Genomic DNA, 19,607 nt, shown 5'->3' on the forward strand with positions numbered 1-19,607 from the left:
AGGGGCCGTTTCAGACAAAGGCCAGAGCAAGAAGACAGAGCCCCATAAGCCCCATCGCCCGCAGATAAAGCCGCAATCCGCGTTGCAGATCCTGCGGCACGGGATCGGGGGCCGCGGCATTCACGAAAGGCTCGTCGGCCATATGGGTGCCATAGATGCGCGGACCGGACAGGCGCACCTGAAGCCCTGCGGCCAAAGCGGCTTCGGGCCAGCCCGCATTGGGCGAACGGTGCAGCCCCGCATCACGGCGCATCACCCGCAGCGCGCGCATCGGCGCGGAAACCAGCGCAAAAAGCCCCCCGCTCAGCCGTGCAGGCGCAAGATTGACCAGATCATCCAGCCGCGCCGCAAATTTGCCAAACCACTCATACCGCGCGTTGCGATGGCCGATCATGGAATCCAGCGTATTGATCGCCTTATAGGCCGCAATCCCCGGCAGGCCCAGCACGACACCCCAGAAGACCGGTGCCACAATCCCGTCGGAGGTGTTCTCGGCGAGGCTCTCGAGGGCGGCACGGGCGACCCCCGCCCTGTCCAGACGGGAGGGATCGCGCCCGACGATCATCGACACCGCAATCCGTGCCTGCGGCAGATCGCCCGCACAAAGCGGGCGCGCCACAGCGGCCACATGGCTATACATCGAACGCGCCGCGATCAGCGGCCACGCGCATAGCCCCAGCAAAAGCGTGCCGATCCACGTCTCGGGCAGCATCCATTGCACAAGACAGGCCATGCCCGTGGTGACCCCGATCACCAGAACAGAGGTCGTCACCCCGCACCAGAACCGCTGCCGGTCGGACCAGTGGCACCGGTTCAGACGCGGCTCGAGCGCGCTGATCAGGGCCCCGATCCATGTGACCGGATGACCGATGCGGCGGAACACGGCCTGCGGCCAGCCAAAGAGGCCATCCGCCACCAGCCCGATCACCATCAAAAGCGCGCCTGTCATCATTCTCTCCGCCCGTCTTGCGGCGACATGGCCCCAAGGGTGAATTCCATCACCCGCCCATATCCTGCCGCACGCAATTTGTCATGTGCCGCCTGACGTTGCGCAGGCGGCGCCGTCCGCTCGAGGATCAGCCCGCGGGCAGAACCGGTATGCGCGCGCAGATAGCCGAGGCAGGAAAGCTGGCTTGCAATCTGTGCGGTAGGATCGGCGGTCGGGCCCCGGATGGCTGCCGTGCGCGCCGCACTCAACGATGCCAGACGGGCAATCTCCGGCAAGTCGCCCCGCTGCGCCGCGCCGTGCCATTGTGGCACCAGATCGCAGAGATCGGCAAAGTGGCTATCTGCCGGATCGGTCCGTTCGGGCCCACCCCAGAGCCCGCCAATGATGCGCATCGGCGGCGGGGCCGGAAGCGGCACCAGCCCCTGCCCCAAGCGCGAAGCCCAAAGCTGCGCTGCGGGTTCGGCAAAGGCCAGCGGGTCGGTTGCCCCCTCGATCTGCCAGCAGATCCGCATGACCTCCTGCGGGGCCAGCCAGGGGGCCAGATAGCGAATCACCGCCACCAAGGCCGCAGTCGAGGCCCCCGTCCCCGCGCCGGGCAGCATATTGGTGGCCAGCCTAAGCCGCCCCCGAAGCCTGCCTCCCCGTAGCGGGCCACCCCGTAACGGGCGCAGCAACTGTCCAAGCCGGCGCAGCGCGTCACGTGGCAAAAGCCGTATCGGATCATGCAGCCCGAAGACGCGGGACGGCTGCACCGAAAGCACCGCCTGTAGTGGCGCGCAAGGCACCGACACCAGCGCCACCGGCCCTGAAGGCCCGAGCCGCCCCTGCAGGAATTCCCCGAAATGGCCACTGACCCGAACGGCGGCGTGGCGCGGCATCGGGCGGTCGCTCAGACGCATCGGTTCACGGCGGTAATCACCGCTCCCTCGGGCCGCAGGACTGTCACATGGCTGAGCGACAAAGGGTCGATGCCAAAGCGCAATCCACCCTGCAGCGCGCCTGTGGCCCAGCCCAGAACCGCACGGATACTGCCCGCATGGGCGACCACCGCAATCCGCCCCGGTGACGCCGCGAGCGTGTCGATCGCGCGGATGACCCGCTGCCCCAGATCCAGAAAGCTTTCCCCGTCAGGGGGGCGATGCGCCGCCAGATCCTTTAGCGGCAGCGGCCCCAGATCGGGCAGCTCGGCATAGGCGCGCCCTTCCCATGCCCCCAGATCCTGCTCCCACAGATCGGCGTTCAGGGTGATCGGTTCTGTGGGCCAAAGCGCTTTGGCTGTCTGCTGGCAGCGCAGCGCGGGACTGGCCACGATCCGGTCCACCGCCCCCACCGTCAGGGCGATCCGCGCCAGCTGCTCGGGCGCGGGCAGGCAGGCTGCCAGATCGCGCCGCCCATAGACGCAGCCATCCCCGATAACAGGCGCGTGCCGGATCAGAACCAGCTCGGTCGCCTCTGACGCGGGCGTGATCGACATGAATCTTCCTCTTTGCTTTTCAGCCCTTTTCTGCTTTGTCATCGCTCGATGAGCAAGATCATACTAATGACCGGCGGGGCCCGTTCGGGCAAATCCCGCCTTGCAGAGGAGCAGGCACAGCGCCTTGGCTCCCCCGCGATCTATATTGCCACCGCCCGAATCTGGGACGACGAGACACAGGAGCGTGTCGATGAACACCGTGCCCGCCGCGTGACGGGCTGGCGCGATATCGAAGCCCCGATCGATCTTGCCCGAGCCCTGCGCGAGACAGATGGCACCGCCCCGCGCCTTGTCGATTGCCTGACCATGTGGCTGACCAATCTGATGATGGAAGACCGCGATCTGGCGCAGGAGCTGGACGCGCTTCTTGCCACTTTGTCTCGCCTGACATCTCCGGTGGTTTTTGTCACCAACGAGGTTGGTATGGGAATCGTCCCCGAAAACGCTCTTGCGCGCCGTTTCAGAGACGCGCAGGGGCACGTTAATCAAAAAATAGCCGCGCTAGCAGACGAGGTCTATCTGGTCACCTGCGGCTATGCGTTAAAGGTCAAACCGCAATGAGCCTCTTTCCTCTTTCCGCCCTGTCCGAACTGGACGTTCTGGCCGACAAGCTGCCGGTCTTCGATCATGCTGCGGCCGATCTGGCCAAGTCCCGTCAGGAACAGCTGACCAAGCCGCCGGGGTCTTTGGGGCGGCTGGAGGATCTGGCGATCTTCATGGCGGGCTGGCAACGCCGCGAGCGCCCGCATATCCGCAAGGCGCAGGCCCTTGTTTTTGCCGGAAATCATGGGGTTTGTGCCCAAGGGGTGAATCCCTTCCCGCAATCGGTGACCGCGCAGATGGTGGCCAATTACAAACATGGCGGGGCGGCGATCAACCAGCTTTGCCGTGCCAACGGGGCCGAACTTTCGGCTGTGGCGCTGGATCTGGACACGCCCACGGCGGATTTTACGCAAGCGCCAGCCATGACCGAGGCCGAAACGCTGGACGCGCTCAATCGCGGGGCGGCGGCGGTGGACCCCGAAGCGGATGTGCTGATTCTGGGCGAGATGGGGATCGGCAACTCGACCATTGCCGCGGCGCTGGCGGCGGCCCTGTTTGGCGGTGAGGTCGGCGATTGGGTCGGGCGCGGCACCGGATCGGATGATGCGGGCGTGATGCGCAAGGTCTCGGCCATCAGCCGCGGGCTGGAGCGCCATAAGGGACTGTCTGCCAAACATATTCTGGCGGCACTGGGCGGGCGTGAACAGGCCGCGATCTGCGGTGCGGTGCTGGCGGCGCGGATGTATCGTATCCCCGTGCTGCTGGACGGGTTTATCTGCACCGCGTCGGCGGCCCCGCTTCACGGCGTAGACCCCGCCCTTCTGGCGCATTGCCTTGTGGGGCATGTCAGCGTCGAGCCGGGCCATCGCAAGCTGCTGGCGGCGCTTGATAAACAACCGATCCTCAATTTCGACATGCGCCTTGGCGAGGGCACGGGCGCGGCCCTTTCGCTGGGGATCCTGCGCTCGGCGCTGGAATGCCATAACGGAATGGCCACCTTTGCCGAAGCGGGGGTCGACGGGGCGGAAGAACCGGCGGTGTCCGCACAATGATCCGCGCACGTCTGGCCGAGCTGCAACTTGCCATCATGCTGTTGTCGCGCCTGCCCGCAGGGCGCCTGCCCGAAGAACGGATCAGTCTGGGACATACGGTCTGGGCCTATCCGATTGCCGGTCTGGTCATCGGGGTTGGCGGTGCGCTCAGCCTCTGGCTATCGGCCCTTCTGGGGCTGCCCGCCTTTGCCGCCGCGCTGATTTGTCTGGTTGCGCTGACCTTTCTTACAGGGGCGCTGCATGAGGACGGGCTGGCCGATCTGGCCGACGGGTTGGGCGGCGGGCGCGACCGCGAGAAGAAGCTGGAGATCATGCGTGACAGCCGGATCGGCAGCTACGGGGTGACCGCGCTGGTGCTGGCCTATGGTCTGCGCGCCTGCGGGATTGCCACGCTTTACACCCACGGGCCGCATCTGGCGGCGGCAGCCCTGATCGCGCTGTCGATGGCCTCGCGGGCACAGATCGCGCTGTGGCAGCATGTCATGCCGGTTGCCCGCACGGACGGGATGGGCCATGCCGCGCATGGGGTACCACGGTCGGCACTGACACTGGCGCTGCTCTATGGCGCGCTGGGGCTGAGCCTGACCGGCTGGATGGCACCGGTTGTGGCGCTATGCGTTCTGGCAGGCGGCGGGGCTGTCGCCATCGTGGCGCGGCGCCAGATCAGCGGCCAGACCGGCGACGTCTTGGGGGCCAGCCAGCAAGTGGCCGAAATCATGGGCTGGATCGGCCTTATGGCACTGATCTGAATTTGCCTAAAAAATAATCGCACACCGGCGGGCGGCGGGAAACTTCCAGCGGCCCGCCGAAATCGCTGGCCCTTGCGCGCATGGCTTGCCTAGGTTGTCTTAACAGCCTTGGAAGGACAGCGCGTCATGGCGATCTATGCATCCATTCATCATCTTACCCATTACAAATACGACAGAAATGTCATGCTTGGGCCACAGATCATCCGGCTGCGGCCTGCGCCCCATTCGCGTACCAAGGTGATTTCGCATTCGCTCAAAGTGACGCCTGCCGAGCATTTCGTGAACCTCCAGCAGGACCCCTATGGCAACTGGCTGGCGCGTTTTGTCTTCCCTGAGCCCGTGCGCGAATTCAAGATCGAGGTCGATCTTGTGGCCGATATGACGGTCTATAACCCGTTCGATTTCTTCGTCGAGGAATCCGCCGAGCATTGGCCCTTCGACTACCCCGCCGATTATGCCGCCGATCTGGCAGTCTATCGCACGCCCGAAAAAAGCACCAAGCTGCTGGATGCCTTTGTCGCCAGCATTCCGCGCAAGAAGACCCGTACGGTGGATTTTCTGGTCGGGCTGAATACGCAGATTTCCGGCCTTGTCGATTACACCATCCGGCTGGAACCGGGCGTGCAGACGCCCGAGGAAACGCTCACGCTGAAGTCGGGCTCCTGCCGTGACAGCAGCTGGCTTCTGGTGCAGGTGCTGCGTCAGTTGGGCTTTGCCGCGCGCTTCGTCTCGGGCTATCTGATCCAGCTGAAACCCGATGTAAAGGCGCTGGATGGCCCTTCGGGGACCGAGCATGATTTCACCGATCTGCACGCCTGGGTCGAGGTCTATCTGCCCGGCGCGGGCTGGATCGGGCTGGACCCCACCTCGGGGTTGATGACGGGCGAAAGCCATATCCCGCTGGCGGCCACCCCCCATTACCGCACCGCCGCGCCGATTGCGGGGGGCTTCACCGCCGATGGCACGCCCAAGGTCGCGTTCGATTTCGACATGCAGGTCACGCGCGTGGCCGAACATCCCCGGATCACCAAGCCGTTTTCCGACGAGGCTTGGGACGCGCTGAATGATCTGGGCAAACAGGTTGACCGCGATCTTGTCGCAAGCGATGTGCGCCTGACGATGGGCGGCGAGCCGACCTTTGTGTCGATTGATGACTTCCAGTCCGAGGAATGGAATACCGCCGCCGTCGGCCCGCAAAAACGCGACCGCGCCGATGTGCTGATCCGCAAGCTGCAATCGCGTTTTGCCCCCGGTGGCTTCCTGCATTACGGTCAGGGCAAATGGTATCCGGGCGAGACCCTGCCGCGCTGGACGTTTTCGCTTTACTGGCGCCATGATGGCCAGCCGGTCTGGTCCAATAATGACCTGATCGCCCCCGAAGGCACCTCGCAGGATGCCACGCCCCATCAGGCACAAGAACTGATGCGCGAGATCGCCCATCAGCTGGATGTCGATGAAAACTATGTCATCCCCGCCTATGAGGACCCTGCCGAATGGCTGGTGAAAGAAGCCCAGCTGCCCGAGAATGTGACGCCCAAGAATTCGAAACTGGAAGATGCCGAGGCGCGCCACCGCATCGCCCGCGTCTTTGATCGCGGCTTGACCACGCCCACGGCCTTTGTGCTGCCGGTCCAGCGTTGGCAGGCCAAGGCGGGCGGTGCGGGTTGGCGCTCTGAACAATGGAAGCTGCGGCGCGGTGCGATGCTGCTGGCACCCGGTGACAGCCCCGCAGGCTACCGCCTGCCGCTGGCCTCTCTGCCGCATCTGAGCGCTGCGCAATACCCCTATCACAACCCCGCCGATCCGACGATTCCGCGCCCGCCCCTGCCCAAGCGCGATCCGGTGAAACCGGCCGAACGGCTCAGCCAGCCGATGGCCTCTTTCATCCCGTCCGAGCCTGTGACGCAGGGCTTTGTTCCGCAGGGCTCGCCCGAGATCGACGGTTTCGTGCGCACCGCCCTTTCGGTCGAGCCGCGCGACGGGCGGCTATGTGTCTTCATGCCGCCTGTGGTCTGGCTGGAGGATTACCTAGACCTTCTGCGGGCCGCCGAAGCCGCCGCCGCCAATCTGGGGCTGAAGGTCCATATCGAGGGCTATGCGCCGCCAAATGACCCGCGTCTCAATGTGATCCGCGTGGCCCCCGATCCGGGCGTGATCGAGGTCAATATCCATCCCGCCCATTCATGGGAGGATTGCGTGGCCACGACCGAAGCGATCTATGAAGAGGCCCGCCTCTCGCGGCTTGGGGCTGATAAATTCATGATCGACGGGCGTCATACCGGCACGGGTGGCGGCAACCATGTGGTGGTGGGGGGCGAGACCCCCAATGACAGCCCCTTCCTGCGTCGCCCTGATCTGTTGAAATCGCTGATCCTGACGTGGCAGCGTCACCCCTCGCTCAGCTATCTCTTCTCGGGCATGTTCATCGGCCCGACCTCGCAGGCGCCACGGATCGACGAGGCCCGCCATGACAGTCTTTACGAGCTTGAGATCGCGCTCCACCAGATCCAGCCGCATATGTCGGTGCCGCCTTGGCTGACCGACCGCCTCTTGCGCAATATCCTGATCGATGTGACGGGCAATACCCACCGCGCCGAGATCTGCATCGACAAGCTCTATTCCCCCGATGGTCCCACGGGGCGTCTGGGGCTTGTCGAATTCCGCGGCTTCGAGATGCCGCCCCATCCGCGCATGTCGCTGGCCCAGCAGCTTCTGATCCGCGCGATCATTGCCCGCGCGTGGAAATCGCCCATTGAGGGCCGTCCCGTGCGCTGGGGCACCGTGCTGCATGACCGCTTTATGCTGCCGCATTTCATCTGGCAGGATTTCCTCTCGCTACTGGAAGACCTCAGCCTGCATGGCTATGACTTCGATCCCGCGTGGTTTGTGGCGCAGGAAGAATTCCGTTTCCCCTTCTGCGGGCAGATCACCGTCGAGGGCGTCCATCTGGAGTTGAAACAGGCGCTGGAGCCGTGGCATGTGCTGGGCGAGACCGGCGCGATTGGCGGTACCGTCCGCTATACCGACAGCTCGGTCGAGCGGATGCAGGTCAAGATGACCTCTCTGCATCAGGACCGCTATAAGGTCACCTGTAACGGGCGCTTCATGCCGATGACCCCCACGGGCACCTCGGGAACTTCGGTCGCGGGGGTGCGCTATAAGGCGTGGAAACCGCCGGAATCGCTGCATCCGACGCTGCCCACCAATGCGCCTCTGGTCTTTGACATCTATGACACTTGGTCGAACCGTGCGATTGGCGGCTGCACCTATAACGTGGCCCATCCGGGCGGGCGCAATTATGACACTTTCCCCGTCAATGCCAATGAGGCCGAGGCGCGGCGTCTCGCGCGCTTCCAGCCCTTCGGCCACACACCCGGCGCCTATGTGCCAAAGGTGGAACAGCCCCACCCCGAATTTCCGCTCACGCTTGACCTGCGCCGCCCAGTCGGGCTGATCTAGGCGCAGAACATTTAGGGCGAAGCGATGGCCGATAGACCAAACCCGCCTGCCAGCCCGCTGCTGGCAGGGTATACACCCGTAAAGGGGGTGGCGGACGAGCTTTTCGACGCGACAGGCCGGATGCGACCGGTCTGGCGCCGCTTTGTCGAGCGGTTCCTGCGGCTCTCGCCCGAGGAGATCGAGGCCCGTTTCGAACGCGCCGATCTGTATCTGCGCGATGCGGGCGTGTTCTACCGGCAATATTCCAATGACCCGCTGACCGAACGTAGCTGGCCGCTCAGCCATATTCCGGTCATCCTGCACGAGGCGGAATGGCGCGGTATCTGCGAGGGGCTGACCCAGCGTGCCGATCTTCTGGAACAGGTGATGGCCGATCTTTACGGGCCTGCCGATCTGGTGACGCAAGGCCACCTGCCCGCAGAACTGATCGCGGGGTCCAGGCAATTCCTGCGCCCGATGGTGGGGGTAAAGCCCAAGGGCGGGCATTACCTGCATTTTCTGGCCTTCGAGATCGGGCGCTCTCCGGACGGGTCGTGGTTTGTGCTGGGCGATCGGACACAGGCGACCTCAGGGGCGGGGTTCGCGCTGGAAAACCGCATGGCCACGGGGCGCGCCTTTCCCGAACGGTTCCCGCGCGCCTATATCCATCGTCATGCCGGATTTTTCGGGGCCTTTCTGCAAGCGTCCGAACGGCTGGCCGAAGATCGCGAGCACCTGCGCGCGACACCGGCAATCCTGACCCCCGGCCCCTCGAACGAAGCCTATTACGAACATACCTATATCGCCCGCTATCTGGGCATCCCGCTGCTGGAGGGGGAAGATATTGTCGTCGAGGACGGGCGGGCCAAAGTGCGCACCATCTCGGGGCCACAGCCGCTCGGGGCGCTCTGGCGGCGGATCGATGCCGGATTTGCCGATCCGATCGAATTGGACGAGACCAGCCAGATCGGCACGCCGGGGCTGATGGAGGCCATCCGGCAGGGCCATCTTGGTATGGCCAATGCGCTGGGATCGGGCATTCTGGAGATGCGCGCCATGCTGGCTTTCCTGCCGCGCATCTGCGAGGTGCTGACCGGCAAACCGCTGACCCTGCCCAATATCGCGACATGGTGGTGCGGGGCCGCCGATGCCCGTGCCTATGTCAACGCCAATGCCAAGCGGATGATGATCGGCTCCGCCTATGCGGTGAACCTGCCCTTTGACCTGAATGCCACCACGGCTCTGGGCGGGCAGTTTCGCGGCTCGGCCCGTGAGTCGGTGACAAAATGGCTTGAAGAGGAAGGCCGCAGCCTTGTGGGACAGGAAGCCGTGACGCTATCCACCACGCCTGCATGGTCGCGCAATGCCGCAGGAGAGGCGCAGATCACCCCCCGCCCGATGACCGTGCGGGTCTTTGCCGCGCGCACCGAAACCGGCTGGCGCTTCCTGCATGGCGGCTATGCCCGTATCGGACGCTCCGAAGACCCCACGGCGCTGGCCATGCAGCGGGGCGGCTCGGTGGCCGATGTCTGGATCGTGGCCGATCATCCGGTCTCGCAAGAGAGCCTTGCCCCCGAAAAGACCGGCCGTTTCCTGCGCAGCGATCCGGGCATTCTGCCGGCACGCGCTGCCGACAACCTTTATTGGCTGGGCCGCTATATCGAACGGACCGAGGACGCGATCCGTCTGCTTCGCGCCTATCATCTGCGGCTGGCGGCCACCGGAAACAGCGCCGATCCGCGGCTCAAGCTGATGCGCAGCTACCTTGCCTCGGTGGGCTATACATTCGAGAAAGCGATCCCCGACACGCTTCTGGGACGTTTCGAGATGGCGCAGGGCTGTGCGGCCAAGGTGCGCGACCGGTTCTCCACCGATGGCTGGAACGCGCTTAGCGATCTTCTGTCCACGGCGCGGCGCTTGCAGAAAACCGCAAAGCCGGGCGATGATGCCGCCCGCGCCATGTCGGTTTTCCTGCGCAAGATCACCGGTTTTTCGGGGCTGGTGCACGAGAATATGTATCGCTTTTCCGCATGGCATTTCCTGTCCTTCGGGCGGGCGCTGGAACGCGCTGATGCCACGACCACCCTGCTGGAACTCTACGCCGCCCCCGACAGCCCCGAAGGCGGGCTGGATCTGGCGGTCGAGGTCTGTGACAGCGTGATCACCCATCAACGGCGCTTCCGCGTGGAAACCAGCCGCGACACCGTGCTGGACCTGCTGGCGCTGGATGGCGACAACCCGCGCGCGCTGGCCTTTCTGATGACGCGCATGTGCGATCTGGCGCGGCGGATGCCCCATGCGATGGATCATGGCCGCCCCAATGCGCTGATGCGGGCGCTGATGCAGCTTGAAACCGAATTCAGCTGTGCCGAACCCGACGATCTGACCCCCGAGCGCCTGCGCCACCTGCGCCATGAATTGGGACAGGTCTCCGACCTTCTGACCACCGCCTATCTGAGATGACCGATGTTCTATGATCTGAAACTTGTCATCGAATACCATTACGATTACCCCACGGATCGCGCCCGCAATATGCTGCGGCTGATGCCTGCGCGGCTGGCGGGTCTGCAAGAGGTGCAGGCCGCCGCCCTTGTCGTTACGCCCCGCCCTGACGAGCGCCATGATCTCACCGATTATTTCGGCACATCCGCCAGTCAGGTGGCATGGGCGCGCCCTGTCTCGGCGCTGCGGTTCGAGGTCACAGCCAAGGTCGAGCGCAAAGAGGATCCGCGCGCGATGGATGTCTCGGCAAGCCTGCAGACTCTCCCGCGCGAGCTGGCGCAGCAGGCAAGCCTTGCCCCCCTCGCGCCGCATCATTTCACCCAACCGTCGGCGCGTATCCTGCGCAGCCCCGCCATTACCGCTTTCGGGCAGGACTGCCTGATCCGCGAGATGAGCACCCTTGAGGCCATCGAGGCGATCGGCCATGCTCTGCACCGCGAGATGGAATTTGATGCAAGCGCCACCACCGTCGACACATCCGCTACCGAAGCCTTCACCGCACGGCGCGGGGTCTGTCAGGATTTCGCCCATATCATGATCACCGCGCTGCGCGGGGTTGGCATTCCGGCAGGCTATGTGTCGGGGTTTCTGCGCACCAATCCCCCGCCCGGACAGGAGCGGCTGGAAGGGGCCGATGCGATGCATGCCTGGGTGCGGGCATGGGCGGGATCGGAAATGGGCTGGGTCGAGTTCGACCCGACCAATAACCAGTTCGCGGGGACCGATTATATCGTGGTGGGCTACGGGCGCGATTATGCCGATGTGGCCCCCGTGCGCGGCGCACTACGGTCTATGGGCGGGGCCACGACCACGCAAGCGGTCGATGTAATCCCGCGCCCATAGGGAAGAGGGATGCGGGCAAAGCCGAGGACGTTCAGGGCCGAGACCTTTCCCGTTTGGCAGGTCTATGGCCCAATCAAACCCGAATCCGTTCAGGCGCGATCCAGAAAGCCCAGCACCGAGCGCGCCGCGCGCAGACCGGGAGGATCGCCCCCCTCGCCCAGACGCTGCATGGTCAGCTCCATCGCCGCGATCTGACCGGCGCGGGCCTCGCGATCTTCCAGCAGCTGCAACAGCTTTTCCGAAATCAGACGCGGCTGACAGTTGGGGCCAAGAAATTCGGGCACCTGACGGGTGTCAGAGACCAGATTGACCAAGGTTACCGTGTCGATTTTCATCATATTCCAGACGATATGCCATGTGATGCGCGAGGCATCATAGGCAATCACCATCGGCGTGCGGTTGGCGGCCAGTTCCAGCGAGACCGTGCCCGAGGCCGCCAGCGCCAGATCGGCCGCGGCAAAAGCCGCGCGCTTGTCCTCGCTGGCTTCGACAACGATGGGCGCAACCGGCCAGCGGGCCGTCATCTGCCGCACGAATTTCGAGACCCCCCGCACCGTCGGCACCACCACCCGCAGGCCCGGCTCGCGGTCGCGTAGCTGCATCAGCGCCTCGTCAAACCGTGCCCCCAGACGCGCAACTTCGGATTTGCGCGATCCGGGCAGACACAGCACCAAGGGCTGGTTCGGGCCGATCATATGGGTTTCGCGGAAGGCTGCGGCCTCTTCGGCGGTGGCACGCGGTTCGGTCACCACCGGATGCCCGACAAAATCGCAGCTCATCCCCGCCGCTTCCATATAGGGCGGCTCGAACGGTAAAAGCGCCAGAACATGATCGACGGTCTTCGCCATCTTGGCCGCGCGCCCTGCCCGCCATGCCCAGACCGAGGGCGCGACATAATGCACGACCTTCTGGGCGGGACGCGTCGCTTTGACGATCTTGTGGACGCGCAGGCAGAAATCGGGACTGTCGATCGAAATCACCACATCCGGCGCCTCCGCCAGAATGGCCTCGGCGGTTTCACGGATCCGGCGCTTGAGTTCGCGGTATTTGGGCAGGATTTCGGCGATCCCCATCACCGAAAGCTCTTCCATCGGGAAGCGGCTCCCGAGCCCCTCTTCTTCCATATGCACCCCGCCGATCCCCGTGAAAGAAATCTCGGGCACCAGCGATTTCAACCCTGCCATCAACGCGCCGCCAAGCTTGTCGCCCGACGGTTCGCCCGCGATGACGAACACCCGCATCAGGGGCGCACCCAGAGGAAGATTCCGGCTTTGGTCGCGGCATCCGCCGTGGCGGCCTGATCCAGCACCATCACACCGCCGGCTTCGATGACAATCCCCGCAAGCCCCGCATTGGCGACCCGCGCCACGGTTTGCGGACCGATCACCGGCAGGTCGATCCGGCGGTCCTGACCCGGCTTCGGCGCCTTGTAGAAGACCCCGCCACCGGGGTTCAGTGCCTTGTGCAGGCTGACAAAATCCAGCATCGCATCGGTGCCTGGCTGGGCCTCAACCGCAAGACAGAGCCCGTTCGACACAACGCAACCCTGCCCCACATCCACAGCGCCCATCGCCGCGACAATCGCCGCCGCCCGCGCGGCGTCTTTCTCGTCGCGTTCGGAAATCGCGCCGAGGCGCAATCCGGCAGGCGGCAGAAGCTGCGGTAGAAGTTCGTGAATGCCCAGCGTCTGGATGTCCCATTCGGCAAACAGCTCGATGACCGCGCGCAGCGTGGCATCATCGCCCTGCTGCATAGCCCCCAGCATCCGCGGCACAAGTTGCGCGGTTTTCAGATCGAACATCTCGGGTTCGATCTTCGGGCGGCTCAGCGCGCCCGCGAAGACCACATGGGTGATCCCGCGCCCGACAAGCTCGTCGAGAAAGGGCACCAGCCGCTCGAAGCGGAAGCGGATTACCTCTTCGCCGCCGATCTCGCAGGGGAACCCGTCCATCTCGCAGACCGTCAGCCCCGGCACAGCCTGCGCCAGCAGCTTCGGTGCGGCTCCCTGACCGGCGATCAGCGCAATCGTCTTGGGGTTCATCTGTCCGTCCATCCTCTTTCGGGCCTTATTTATGTTGCGGCGTCAGGAACGAACGATCCGACGGTCCCAGAATAAAATCAAGCACTTCACGCACAAGTTCACTCTCCGGTCCGGCCTCGTTATGTTCGCGGGCCACCTCGCGGAAATTACCCTCGCCCAACGCCTTATAAAGATCGCGCAAGGCATTGATTTCGGTGCGGTCCGTGCCACGGCGGCGCAGTCCTACAAGGTTCATCCCCTCGACCTGTGCCCGTGGACCGGCAACCAGCGCATTGGGCATGACATCGGCGGCCACCATCGACAGCGCCCCGATCATAGCACCGCGCCCGATCCGCACCCATTGGTGCACCCCCGAAAGCCCGCCGACAATCGCATCGTCATCAATATGGCAATGCCCCGCCACAGCGACCGAATTGACCAAGATCACCCGGTCACCGATGATGCAGTCATGGCCGACATGGCAGGACGACATGAACAGCCCGTCATCGCCCACCTTGGTCAGACCGCCACCGCCTTCGGTGCCGGTATTCATCGTCACATATTCACGGATGCGGTTCCGCTTGCCGATAACCAGCCGCGTTTTCTCGCCCTTGAATTTCAGATCCTGCGGGATCTGTCCCAGAGAGGCGAAGGGAAACACTTCTGTCCCCTCGCCGATCTCGGTCGCACCGGTGACCACGATATGGCTCTTGAGCGTGACATTGGCCGCAAGAACCACTTCGGAGCCGATAAGACAGAAAGGACCGATCTTGCAGCCCGGGCCGATGACGGCCCCCTCTTCCACGATGGAAGATGCGTGGATCTCGGCGGTAGGATCGATCGCCATGCCTGTCTCCTTACTTCGCCGTCGCCATCATGGCGGTCAGCTGCGCCTCGCAGGCCAGCTCGCCATCAACCAGCGCGCGGCCCTCGAACTTCCAGACCTTGCCACCGCCACGCTTGAGCGTCAGCTCCATGCGCAGCACATCACCGGGCACGACCTTGCGGCGGAATTTCACACCATCCATCGACATGAAATACACCGACATATCCTTGTCGATCAGGTTCTTCGAAATGCCCGTGATCACAGCAGCGGTCTGTGCCATCGCTTCCACGATCAGCACCCCAGGCATCACCGGCTCTTGCGGGAAATGGCCTTCGAAATGCGGTTCGTTGGACGTGACACATTTGATGCCAACGCCGCTTTCCATCGGGACAATGTCAATGACCTTGTCCACCAGCAGGAACGGATAGCGATGCGGCAGCATGCGTTTGATGAGCGCCAGATCGGCCTCGGTATAGGGGGCGGCTTCGGTCATTTTCTGTCCCTTTTATCTTTTGCCGACGACATAGTTAGCCAATGAGGCCGGGAGCATGGATTAGCAAGCCAATCAGAACTTTGCAAGAAAAGCGAAAGCGATACCCGCCTCCGGATTGCGGGTGGTCGGCCGTTTATGGCGCGCTCGGACCGGATGGCAGCGGCTCTTCCTCCAGAAGATCGGGCGCGGTGCCGGAATTTGGCGCCGGCGCAGGCTGTGCAGGCGGATCGGGCGCATCCCCGCCCAGCTCTTTCGGCACGGGCTGCGGCTCTCCGGTGCCCAGCTTGCTATCGACGATTTCCAGCATGTCATCGGTCACGTCGATCTGCGCAAGGCCACGGATGATCACCCGCCGGTCGATGACGATCTGCGCGCCCTTCTGCTGCAGCAGATCATCCAGCAATGGCAGCGCCGCCTTCAGGAAGGCCTGTTGCTCGGCCTCGACCTGACGGGCCAGCGCCTCGGCCTTGGCCTTTTGCGCCGCACGGATGCCGGTGGCCTTTTCGTCAAACGCATCGGCCGCACTTCGGAAAGCCTCGGGGGTCATGGTGGCACGCCGCCGCGTCAGCGTCTTCTCTTCCTCGATCAGATCATCGGCGATGCGCTTGTTTTCGGCTGCGAGCCGCGTCGATTCTTGCGCAAGCTGCTGCTTCACGCGCCGCGCCCAGGCCGATTTCTGGTAAAGCTCTTCCCAGTCAAGCGTCAGGATCGGCATATTGGCCGCCACCGCCCCATCGCGCGAGACGGTGACCCCTTTGGCGTCCTGCGCCATGACAGCAACCGGCAGGATACAGGCGGGCAGGACAAACAGCGCCGCAGCACCGATCATCCGCGAAGCACCCGCCCTATACCACGCCCATCGCATCGGATCAGAACTTCGTCGACACGGTCAGGTCGAAGTTCTGCTCTTCGTCGTAATCCTCTTTGACGATGGCCTTGGAGAAGTTCAGACGCAGCGGGCCGATGAAGCTGTCCCACAGAAGCGAGACACCGATGGCCGAGCGCAGGTGGAACCCGTCATCGACCTCTTCGACACCATCGGTATCGTCCAGACCCCAGACAGAGCCGGCATCAAGGAAGACCGCGCCCCCCAGCTTATATTCCTCGGGCAGACCCAGCGGGAACTGCGCCTCGAGGCGGGCGACTGCGAAATATTTCCCGCCAAGCGCGTCTTCGTTGGGCGCGGCCGTATCGCGCGGGCCGATCCCGTTGGATTCGAAGCCGCGGATTTTGCCGTTTCCGGTGAAGCGGTCCAGAATGGTGGTGTTACCGGAGGAGGCAATGATCGCGCCGCCTTCCAGCTCGGCACGCAGCGTCACCTCGTCATTCCAGACCTTGCGCTGTGCGCGGCCCAGAACCGTGGTCGTCACCGCCTCGACATCGCCGCCCAGACCCGCGAATTCCTGATCGAAGCGCAGCAGATAGCTGTAGCGCGGGTCGATATTGGTCTCCGTGGTGTCGAAGGTATAGGTATATCCCACCGCCGATTTGTAGCGGGCCCCCTCTTCGCGCGACAGGATCGGCGACGAGCCGGTTGCCTCGCTTGCATCATAGGTGTCCACATCGGACAGCTCTTCGCGGCTGAACTCGTAGCGCAGTTTCAGGCGCGCATTCTCGGCCACGGGGAACTCGATCGAGGGCTGGATGCCCGCACGCATGGTCGAGTAATCGGAATTGTCGTTATCGGTGGTGCTATAGAACAGCCGCCCCGTTGCCGCCAGATCGCGCCCGAAGAGATAGGGTTCGGTGAAGCTGATCACCGAGGTCTGGTTATCCGAGGTCGTCCCGATGCCGATCGAAAGCTGCTGGCCACGCCCGAGGAAGTTGCGCTCGTTCAGCGAGGCATTGATCCCGAAACCGGCAGAGGCGCCATAGCTTGCACCGAAGGTCAGCGAGCCGGTCGGCTGCTCGGTCACGTTCACGTCAACAATGACCTGATCATCATTGGTGCCCTTGCGGGTGTTCACATCGGCATTCGAGAAATAGCCCAAGGCGCGGATACGCTCGGCGGAGCGCTTGATCTCGCGCGGGTTATAGGGGTCGCCTTCGACCGAGTGGAATTCACGACGGATCACACGGTCCAGCGTCGCGGTATTGCCCTCGATATCGATGCGCTCGATAAAGATACGCGGACCCTTGACCAGCGCGAACTGCACATCCAGCGTACCGGTGCGCGGGTTGCGGGTCACACGCGGATCGACCCGAACGAAGTTCAGACCGGCCTGACGGGCTTTCTCTTCCATCCGCGTCACGGCCAGATCGATGGCGGTGGGCGTGTAGATCGCGCCCGCGCGGATCTTGCTCAGCTTGGAATACTCGTCCGCGCTTACCCCGTTCACTTCGGAGACGGTCGAGATCTTGCCGAATTTGAACTGCTGGCCTTCGCTGATATTGAAAGTCATGAAGAAGGCGTCGCGTTCGCGGGTCATCTCGGAGGAGACACCATTGACCTGCACATCCGGATAGCCGCGCGAGCGGTAGAAATCGGTCAGCAGCTGGCGATCCACATTGACGCGGTCGGCCACGAACGTATCGCGCTGGATGAACGCCCGCAGGATGCCCGCCTGTTTGGTTTGCAGGACCTGACGCAGACGGCGATCCGAGAAGGCATGGTTGCCGGTGAAGGAGATCCGCTCGATCTCGGTGACCTTGCCTTCCTTGATCTCGAAGGCGATATCCACGCGGTTATTGGAGCGGCGGATGACCTTGGGCTCGACGCGGGCATTGACGCGACCGCCCTGAGCATAGGCTTCGGCGATCAGCTGGGCATCGGCCTCGACGGTGGCGGGGCTATAGACACGGCGGCTTTGCGACTGGACGATCTTGGCAAGCGCCTCGTCCTTCATCCGCTGGTTGCCCTCGAAGCTGATCACGTTGATCGTCGGATATTCCTGCACAGTGATCTTCAGCGTGCTGCCTTGCGGCTCCAGATCGACCTTCTCGAACAGACCCGAGGATTGCAGCTTCTGATAGGCTTCATTGAGCTGGCCCGCGCTGAGGCTTTCGCCCGCCTTGATGCCTGCGGTGCCCAGAACGGTGGCGTTGTCCACGCGCTCGTTGCCCGAGATCGACACCGACGAGAAGCTGTAGCTTTGCGCCAGAACCGAGTCCGGCAGTGCCACGCTTGTCAGTGCCACAGCAAGCGACAGGGCCGCTGGTGCGAGAATACCGGAAATTTGTCCAAGACCTTGCCGGCCTTCTTGCCTGTTCAACATCGCCCTCTCCACCCTTTCGGCAGCCTTCTTTGTTAATCTGTCGATACCGAGTCTGTGAGGGGTTGTCAAAGCGAAGAACCCCTTTGTCCAGACGGTTTTCATCAATTCGGCGCTTCGGCTGCCCCAGCGCCCGAGCCTTGGCCGGTTCCCGTCAATCAGGGGCAGAAAATGTCGTTGGACAGACCGAAGACCATCAGGCTCAGCACAGCGGCGATCCCGATCGACATCAGCACGTTCATAATGCGGTCTGAGGGCGGTTTGCCGACGATCGCCTCATAGCAATAGAACATCAGATGCCCCCCATCCAGGGCGGGGATCGGGAAGAGGTTCAGAAAGCCCACGGCGGTCGAGAGCACCGCAATGAACCAGATGAAATTCTCCAGCCCCGATTTGGCCGCCGCCGCAGAGCCCTGCGCGATGCCGATGGCCCCTTGCAGGTTGCACGAGGAAATATTGCCCGCCACCATATTGGCCAGCCCCGAGACCGATTGCGTGACGATGCCCCATGTCTGGCTTACCGCTCCGTTCAGCGCCTCGCCCAGCCGCGTCGGGCGGGTTTCGGGGGCAAAGACAAACCCGCCGGTCGCGCCAATCATCCAGCGCGTCTCGAAGCCGCCATCGGGCGCGGGAATATCGGTGCGTTTGGGGGTCAGGGCCACCTCGGTGGTCTCTTTCGTTGCCGGATGCCAGACCGTCAGCTTCAGTGTCCGGCCATTCGAACCCGCGACCGCCTGCCGCAGATCCTCGAAGGTCCAGACCGGCGTGCCGTCAATCGAGGTAACCACATCGCCCTCGCCCAGCCCTGCTGCATAAGAGGCGGATTTGGGGGTCACGCCGGTAAAGCGCGGCGGGAAAAGCTGCGGCCCGTCCAGATCGATCGTCTGGCCGTTGCGGTCCACCTGCATCGGCAGCACCGGACCGGTGGGCGCCGTATCCAGCGCCTCGCTGAATGCGGGGTAATCGGGCGTGGCCTTGCCCGCAACCGACAGGATCTGGTCGCCGCTTTGCAGATCGCCCGTGCCTTCAGGCAGCTCGAACAGCGTCCCGATCACCGGCTTATCGGTGGCGGTGCCGGTGTAGAGCATCAGCCCCGCAATCACCGCGATGGACAGAATGAAATTGAACAGCGGCCCCGCGATCACCGTCGCCGCCCGCGCCCAGAGCGGCGCGCCATGCATGGTGTGACGGCGCTCTTCGGGGCTGAGCTGCGCCATTTCCGCGTCATTGGCCTTGGCCGAGGCCGCATTGGCATCGCCCAGAAACTTGACATAGCCGCCAAAGGGAAGCGCCGCGATCTGCCAGCGTGTGCCATGCTTGTCGGTGCGCGAGATCAGACGCGGCCCGAAGCCCAGCGAGAACACCTCGGCCTTGATCCCCGACCAGCGTCCGATGATATAATGCCCGAATTCATGGATCGTGACGATGATCGACAGGGCGACCACGAAGCTCACGACCGTAAAGACGAAATTCCCCAGATCCGGCAGCAAATCCACGCGATCAATT

16 protein-coding genes are annotated in these 19,607 nt (G+C 63.7%); 6 read left to right on the forward strand and 10 right to left on the reverse strand.

From position 1 onward, the window contains the following. Positions 1-10: 10 nt before the first annotated feature. The 3 genes from cbiB to AC2ISB_RS06095 are packed head-to-tail and all read right to left on the reverse strand — an operon-like array spanning position 11 to position 2,423. Entirely contained in the window at positions 11-949 is a 939-nt protein-coding gene (gene cbiB / locus AC2ISB_RS06085) for an adenosylcobinamide-phosphate synthase CbiB (RefSeq protein WP_486576633.1), read from the reverse strand. Then, complete coding sequence (locus tag AC2ISB_RS06090) at positions 949-1,827, reverse strand: propanediol utilization protein (protein ID WP_486576635.1); 879 nt, start codon at positions 1,825-1,827, stop codon at positions 949-951. The genes cbiB and AC2ISB_RS06090 overlap by 1 nt, the downstream gene beginning before the upstream one ends. 11 nt (positions 1,828-1,838) lie before the next feature. Then, positions 1,839-2,423, reverse strand: coding sequence for a histidine phosphatase family protein (locus AC2ISB_RS06095; protein ID WP_339107364.1), 585 nt, complete (start codon positions 2,421-2,423; stop codon positions 1,839-1,841). 48 nt (positions 2,424-2,471) lie between these two features. Between AC2ISB_RS06095 and cobU the strand changes: the two genes are divergently transcribed. The 6 genes from cobU to AC2ISB_RS06125 all read left to right on the forward strand — a co-directional run bounded on the left by cobU (position 2,472) and on the right by AC2ISB_RS06125 (position 11,550). Continuing rightward, positions 2,472-2,984: a bifunctional adenosylcobinamide kinase/adenosylcobinamide-phosphate guanylyltransferase gene (gene cobU / locus AC2ISB_RS06100; protein WP_339107365.1), complete on the forward strand. Its 513-nt coding sequence runs from the start codon at positions 2,472-2,474 to the stop codon at positions 2,982-2,984. Then, positions 2,981-4,018, forward strand: coding sequence for a nicotinate-nucleotide--dimethylbenzimidazole phosphoribosyltransferase (gene cobT / locus AC2ISB_RS06105; protein WP_486576637.1), 1,038 nt, complete (start codon positions 2,981-2,983; stop codon positions 4,016-4,018). The genes cobU and cobT overlap by 4 nt, the downstream gene beginning before the upstream one ends. Beyond that, entirely contained in the window at positions 4,015-4,767 is a 753-nt protein-coding gene (locus tag AC2ISB_RS06110) for an adenosylcobinamide-GDP ribazoletransferase (RefSeq protein WP_339107367.1), read from the forward strand. Before cobT ends, AC2ISB_RS06110 begins: the two co-directional genes overlap by 4 nt. Before the next feature lie 126 nt (positions 4,768-4,893). After that, positions 4,894-8,226 (forward strand): transglutaminase family protein, encoded by a 3,333-nt coding sequence (locus AC2ISB_RS06115; RefSeq protein WP_406736510.1) that lies wholly within the window; start codon positions 4,894-4,896, stop codon positions 8,224-8,226. Between the two features lie 24 nt (positions 8,227-8,250). Continuing rightward, positions 8,251-10,668, forward strand: coding sequence for a circularly permuted type 2 ATP-grasp protein (locus AC2ISB_RS06120; protein ID WP_486576640.1), 2,418 nt, complete (start codon positions 8,251-8,253; stop codon positions 10,666-10,668). Between the two features lie 3 nt (positions 10,669-10,671). Then, the gene (locus AC2ISB_RS06125; RefSeq protein ID WP_339107370.1) at positions 10,672-11,550 is read left to right on the forward strand and encodes a transglutaminase family protein; all 879 of its coding nucleotides are present in this window, start codon (positions 10,672-10,674) and stop codon (positions 11,548-11,550) included. A gap of 89 nt (positions 11,551-11,639) precedes the next feature. Here the strand turns inward: AC2ISB_RS06125 and lpxB are convergent, their stop codons facing one another. The 7 genes from lpxB to rseP all read right to left on the reverse strand — a co-directional run bounded on the left by lpxB (position 11,640) and on the right by rseP (position 19,606). Then, positions 11,640-12,791, reverse strand: a complete 1,152-nt coding sequence (gene lpxB / locus AC2ISB_RS06130; protein WP_339107371.1) for a lipid-A-disaccharide synthase — start codon at positions 12,789-12,791, stop codon at positions 11,640-11,642. Further along, the gene (locus AC2ISB_RS06135) at positions 12,791-13,591 is read right to left on the reverse strand and encodes an LpxI family protein (RefSeq protein WP_339107372.1); all 801 of its coding nucleotides are present in this window, start codon (positions 13,589-13,591) and stop codon (positions 12,791-12,793) included. Before AC2ISB_RS06135 ends, lpxB begins: the two co-directional genes overlap by 1 nt. 25 nt (positions 13,592-13,616) lie before the next feature. After that, complete coding sequence (gene lpxA, locus AC2ISB_RS06140) at positions 13,617-14,417, reverse strand: acyl-ACP--UDP-N-acetylglucosamine O-acyltransferase (RefSeq protein ID WP_339107373.1); 801 nt, start codon at positions 14,415-14,417, stop codon at positions 13,617-13,619. 10 nt (positions 14,418-14,427) lie between these two features. Continuing rightward, positions 14,428-14,889 carry a 3-hydroxyacyl-ACP dehydratase FabZ gene (gene fabZ / locus AC2ISB_RS06145; RefSeq protein WP_339107374.1) on the reverse strand — a complete coding sequence of 154 codons (462 nt, stop codon included), beginning with the start codon at positions 14,887-14,889 and terminating at the stop codon, positions 14,428-14,430. Between the two features lie 133 nt (positions 14,890-15,022). After that, positions 15,023-15,718 carry an OmpH/Skp family outer membrane protein gene (locus AC2ISB_RS06150; RefSeq protein WP_406720813.1) on the reverse strand — a complete coding sequence of 232 codons (696 nt, stop codon included), beginning with the start codon at positions 15,716-15,718 and terminating at the stop codon, positions 15,023-15,025. 40 nt (positions 15,719-15,758) lie between these two features. Further along, entirely contained in the window at positions 15,759-18,104 is a 2,346-nt protein-coding gene (gene bamA / locus AC2ISB_RS06155) for an outer membrane protein assembly factor BamA (protein ID WP_339107376.1), read from the reverse strand. A 155-nt stretch (positions 18,105-18,259) separates the two neighbouring features. Continuing rightward, complete coding sequence (gene rseP / locus AC2ISB_RS06160; RefSeq protein ID WP_339109509.1) at positions 18,260-19,606, reverse strand: RIP metalloprotease RseP; 1,347 nt, start codon at positions 19,604-19,606, stop codon at positions 18,260-18,262. Position 19,607: the final 1 nt, after the last annotated feature.

The sequence above is a fragment of the Thioclava sp. NS-SX20 genome (genome assembly GCF_057380695.1).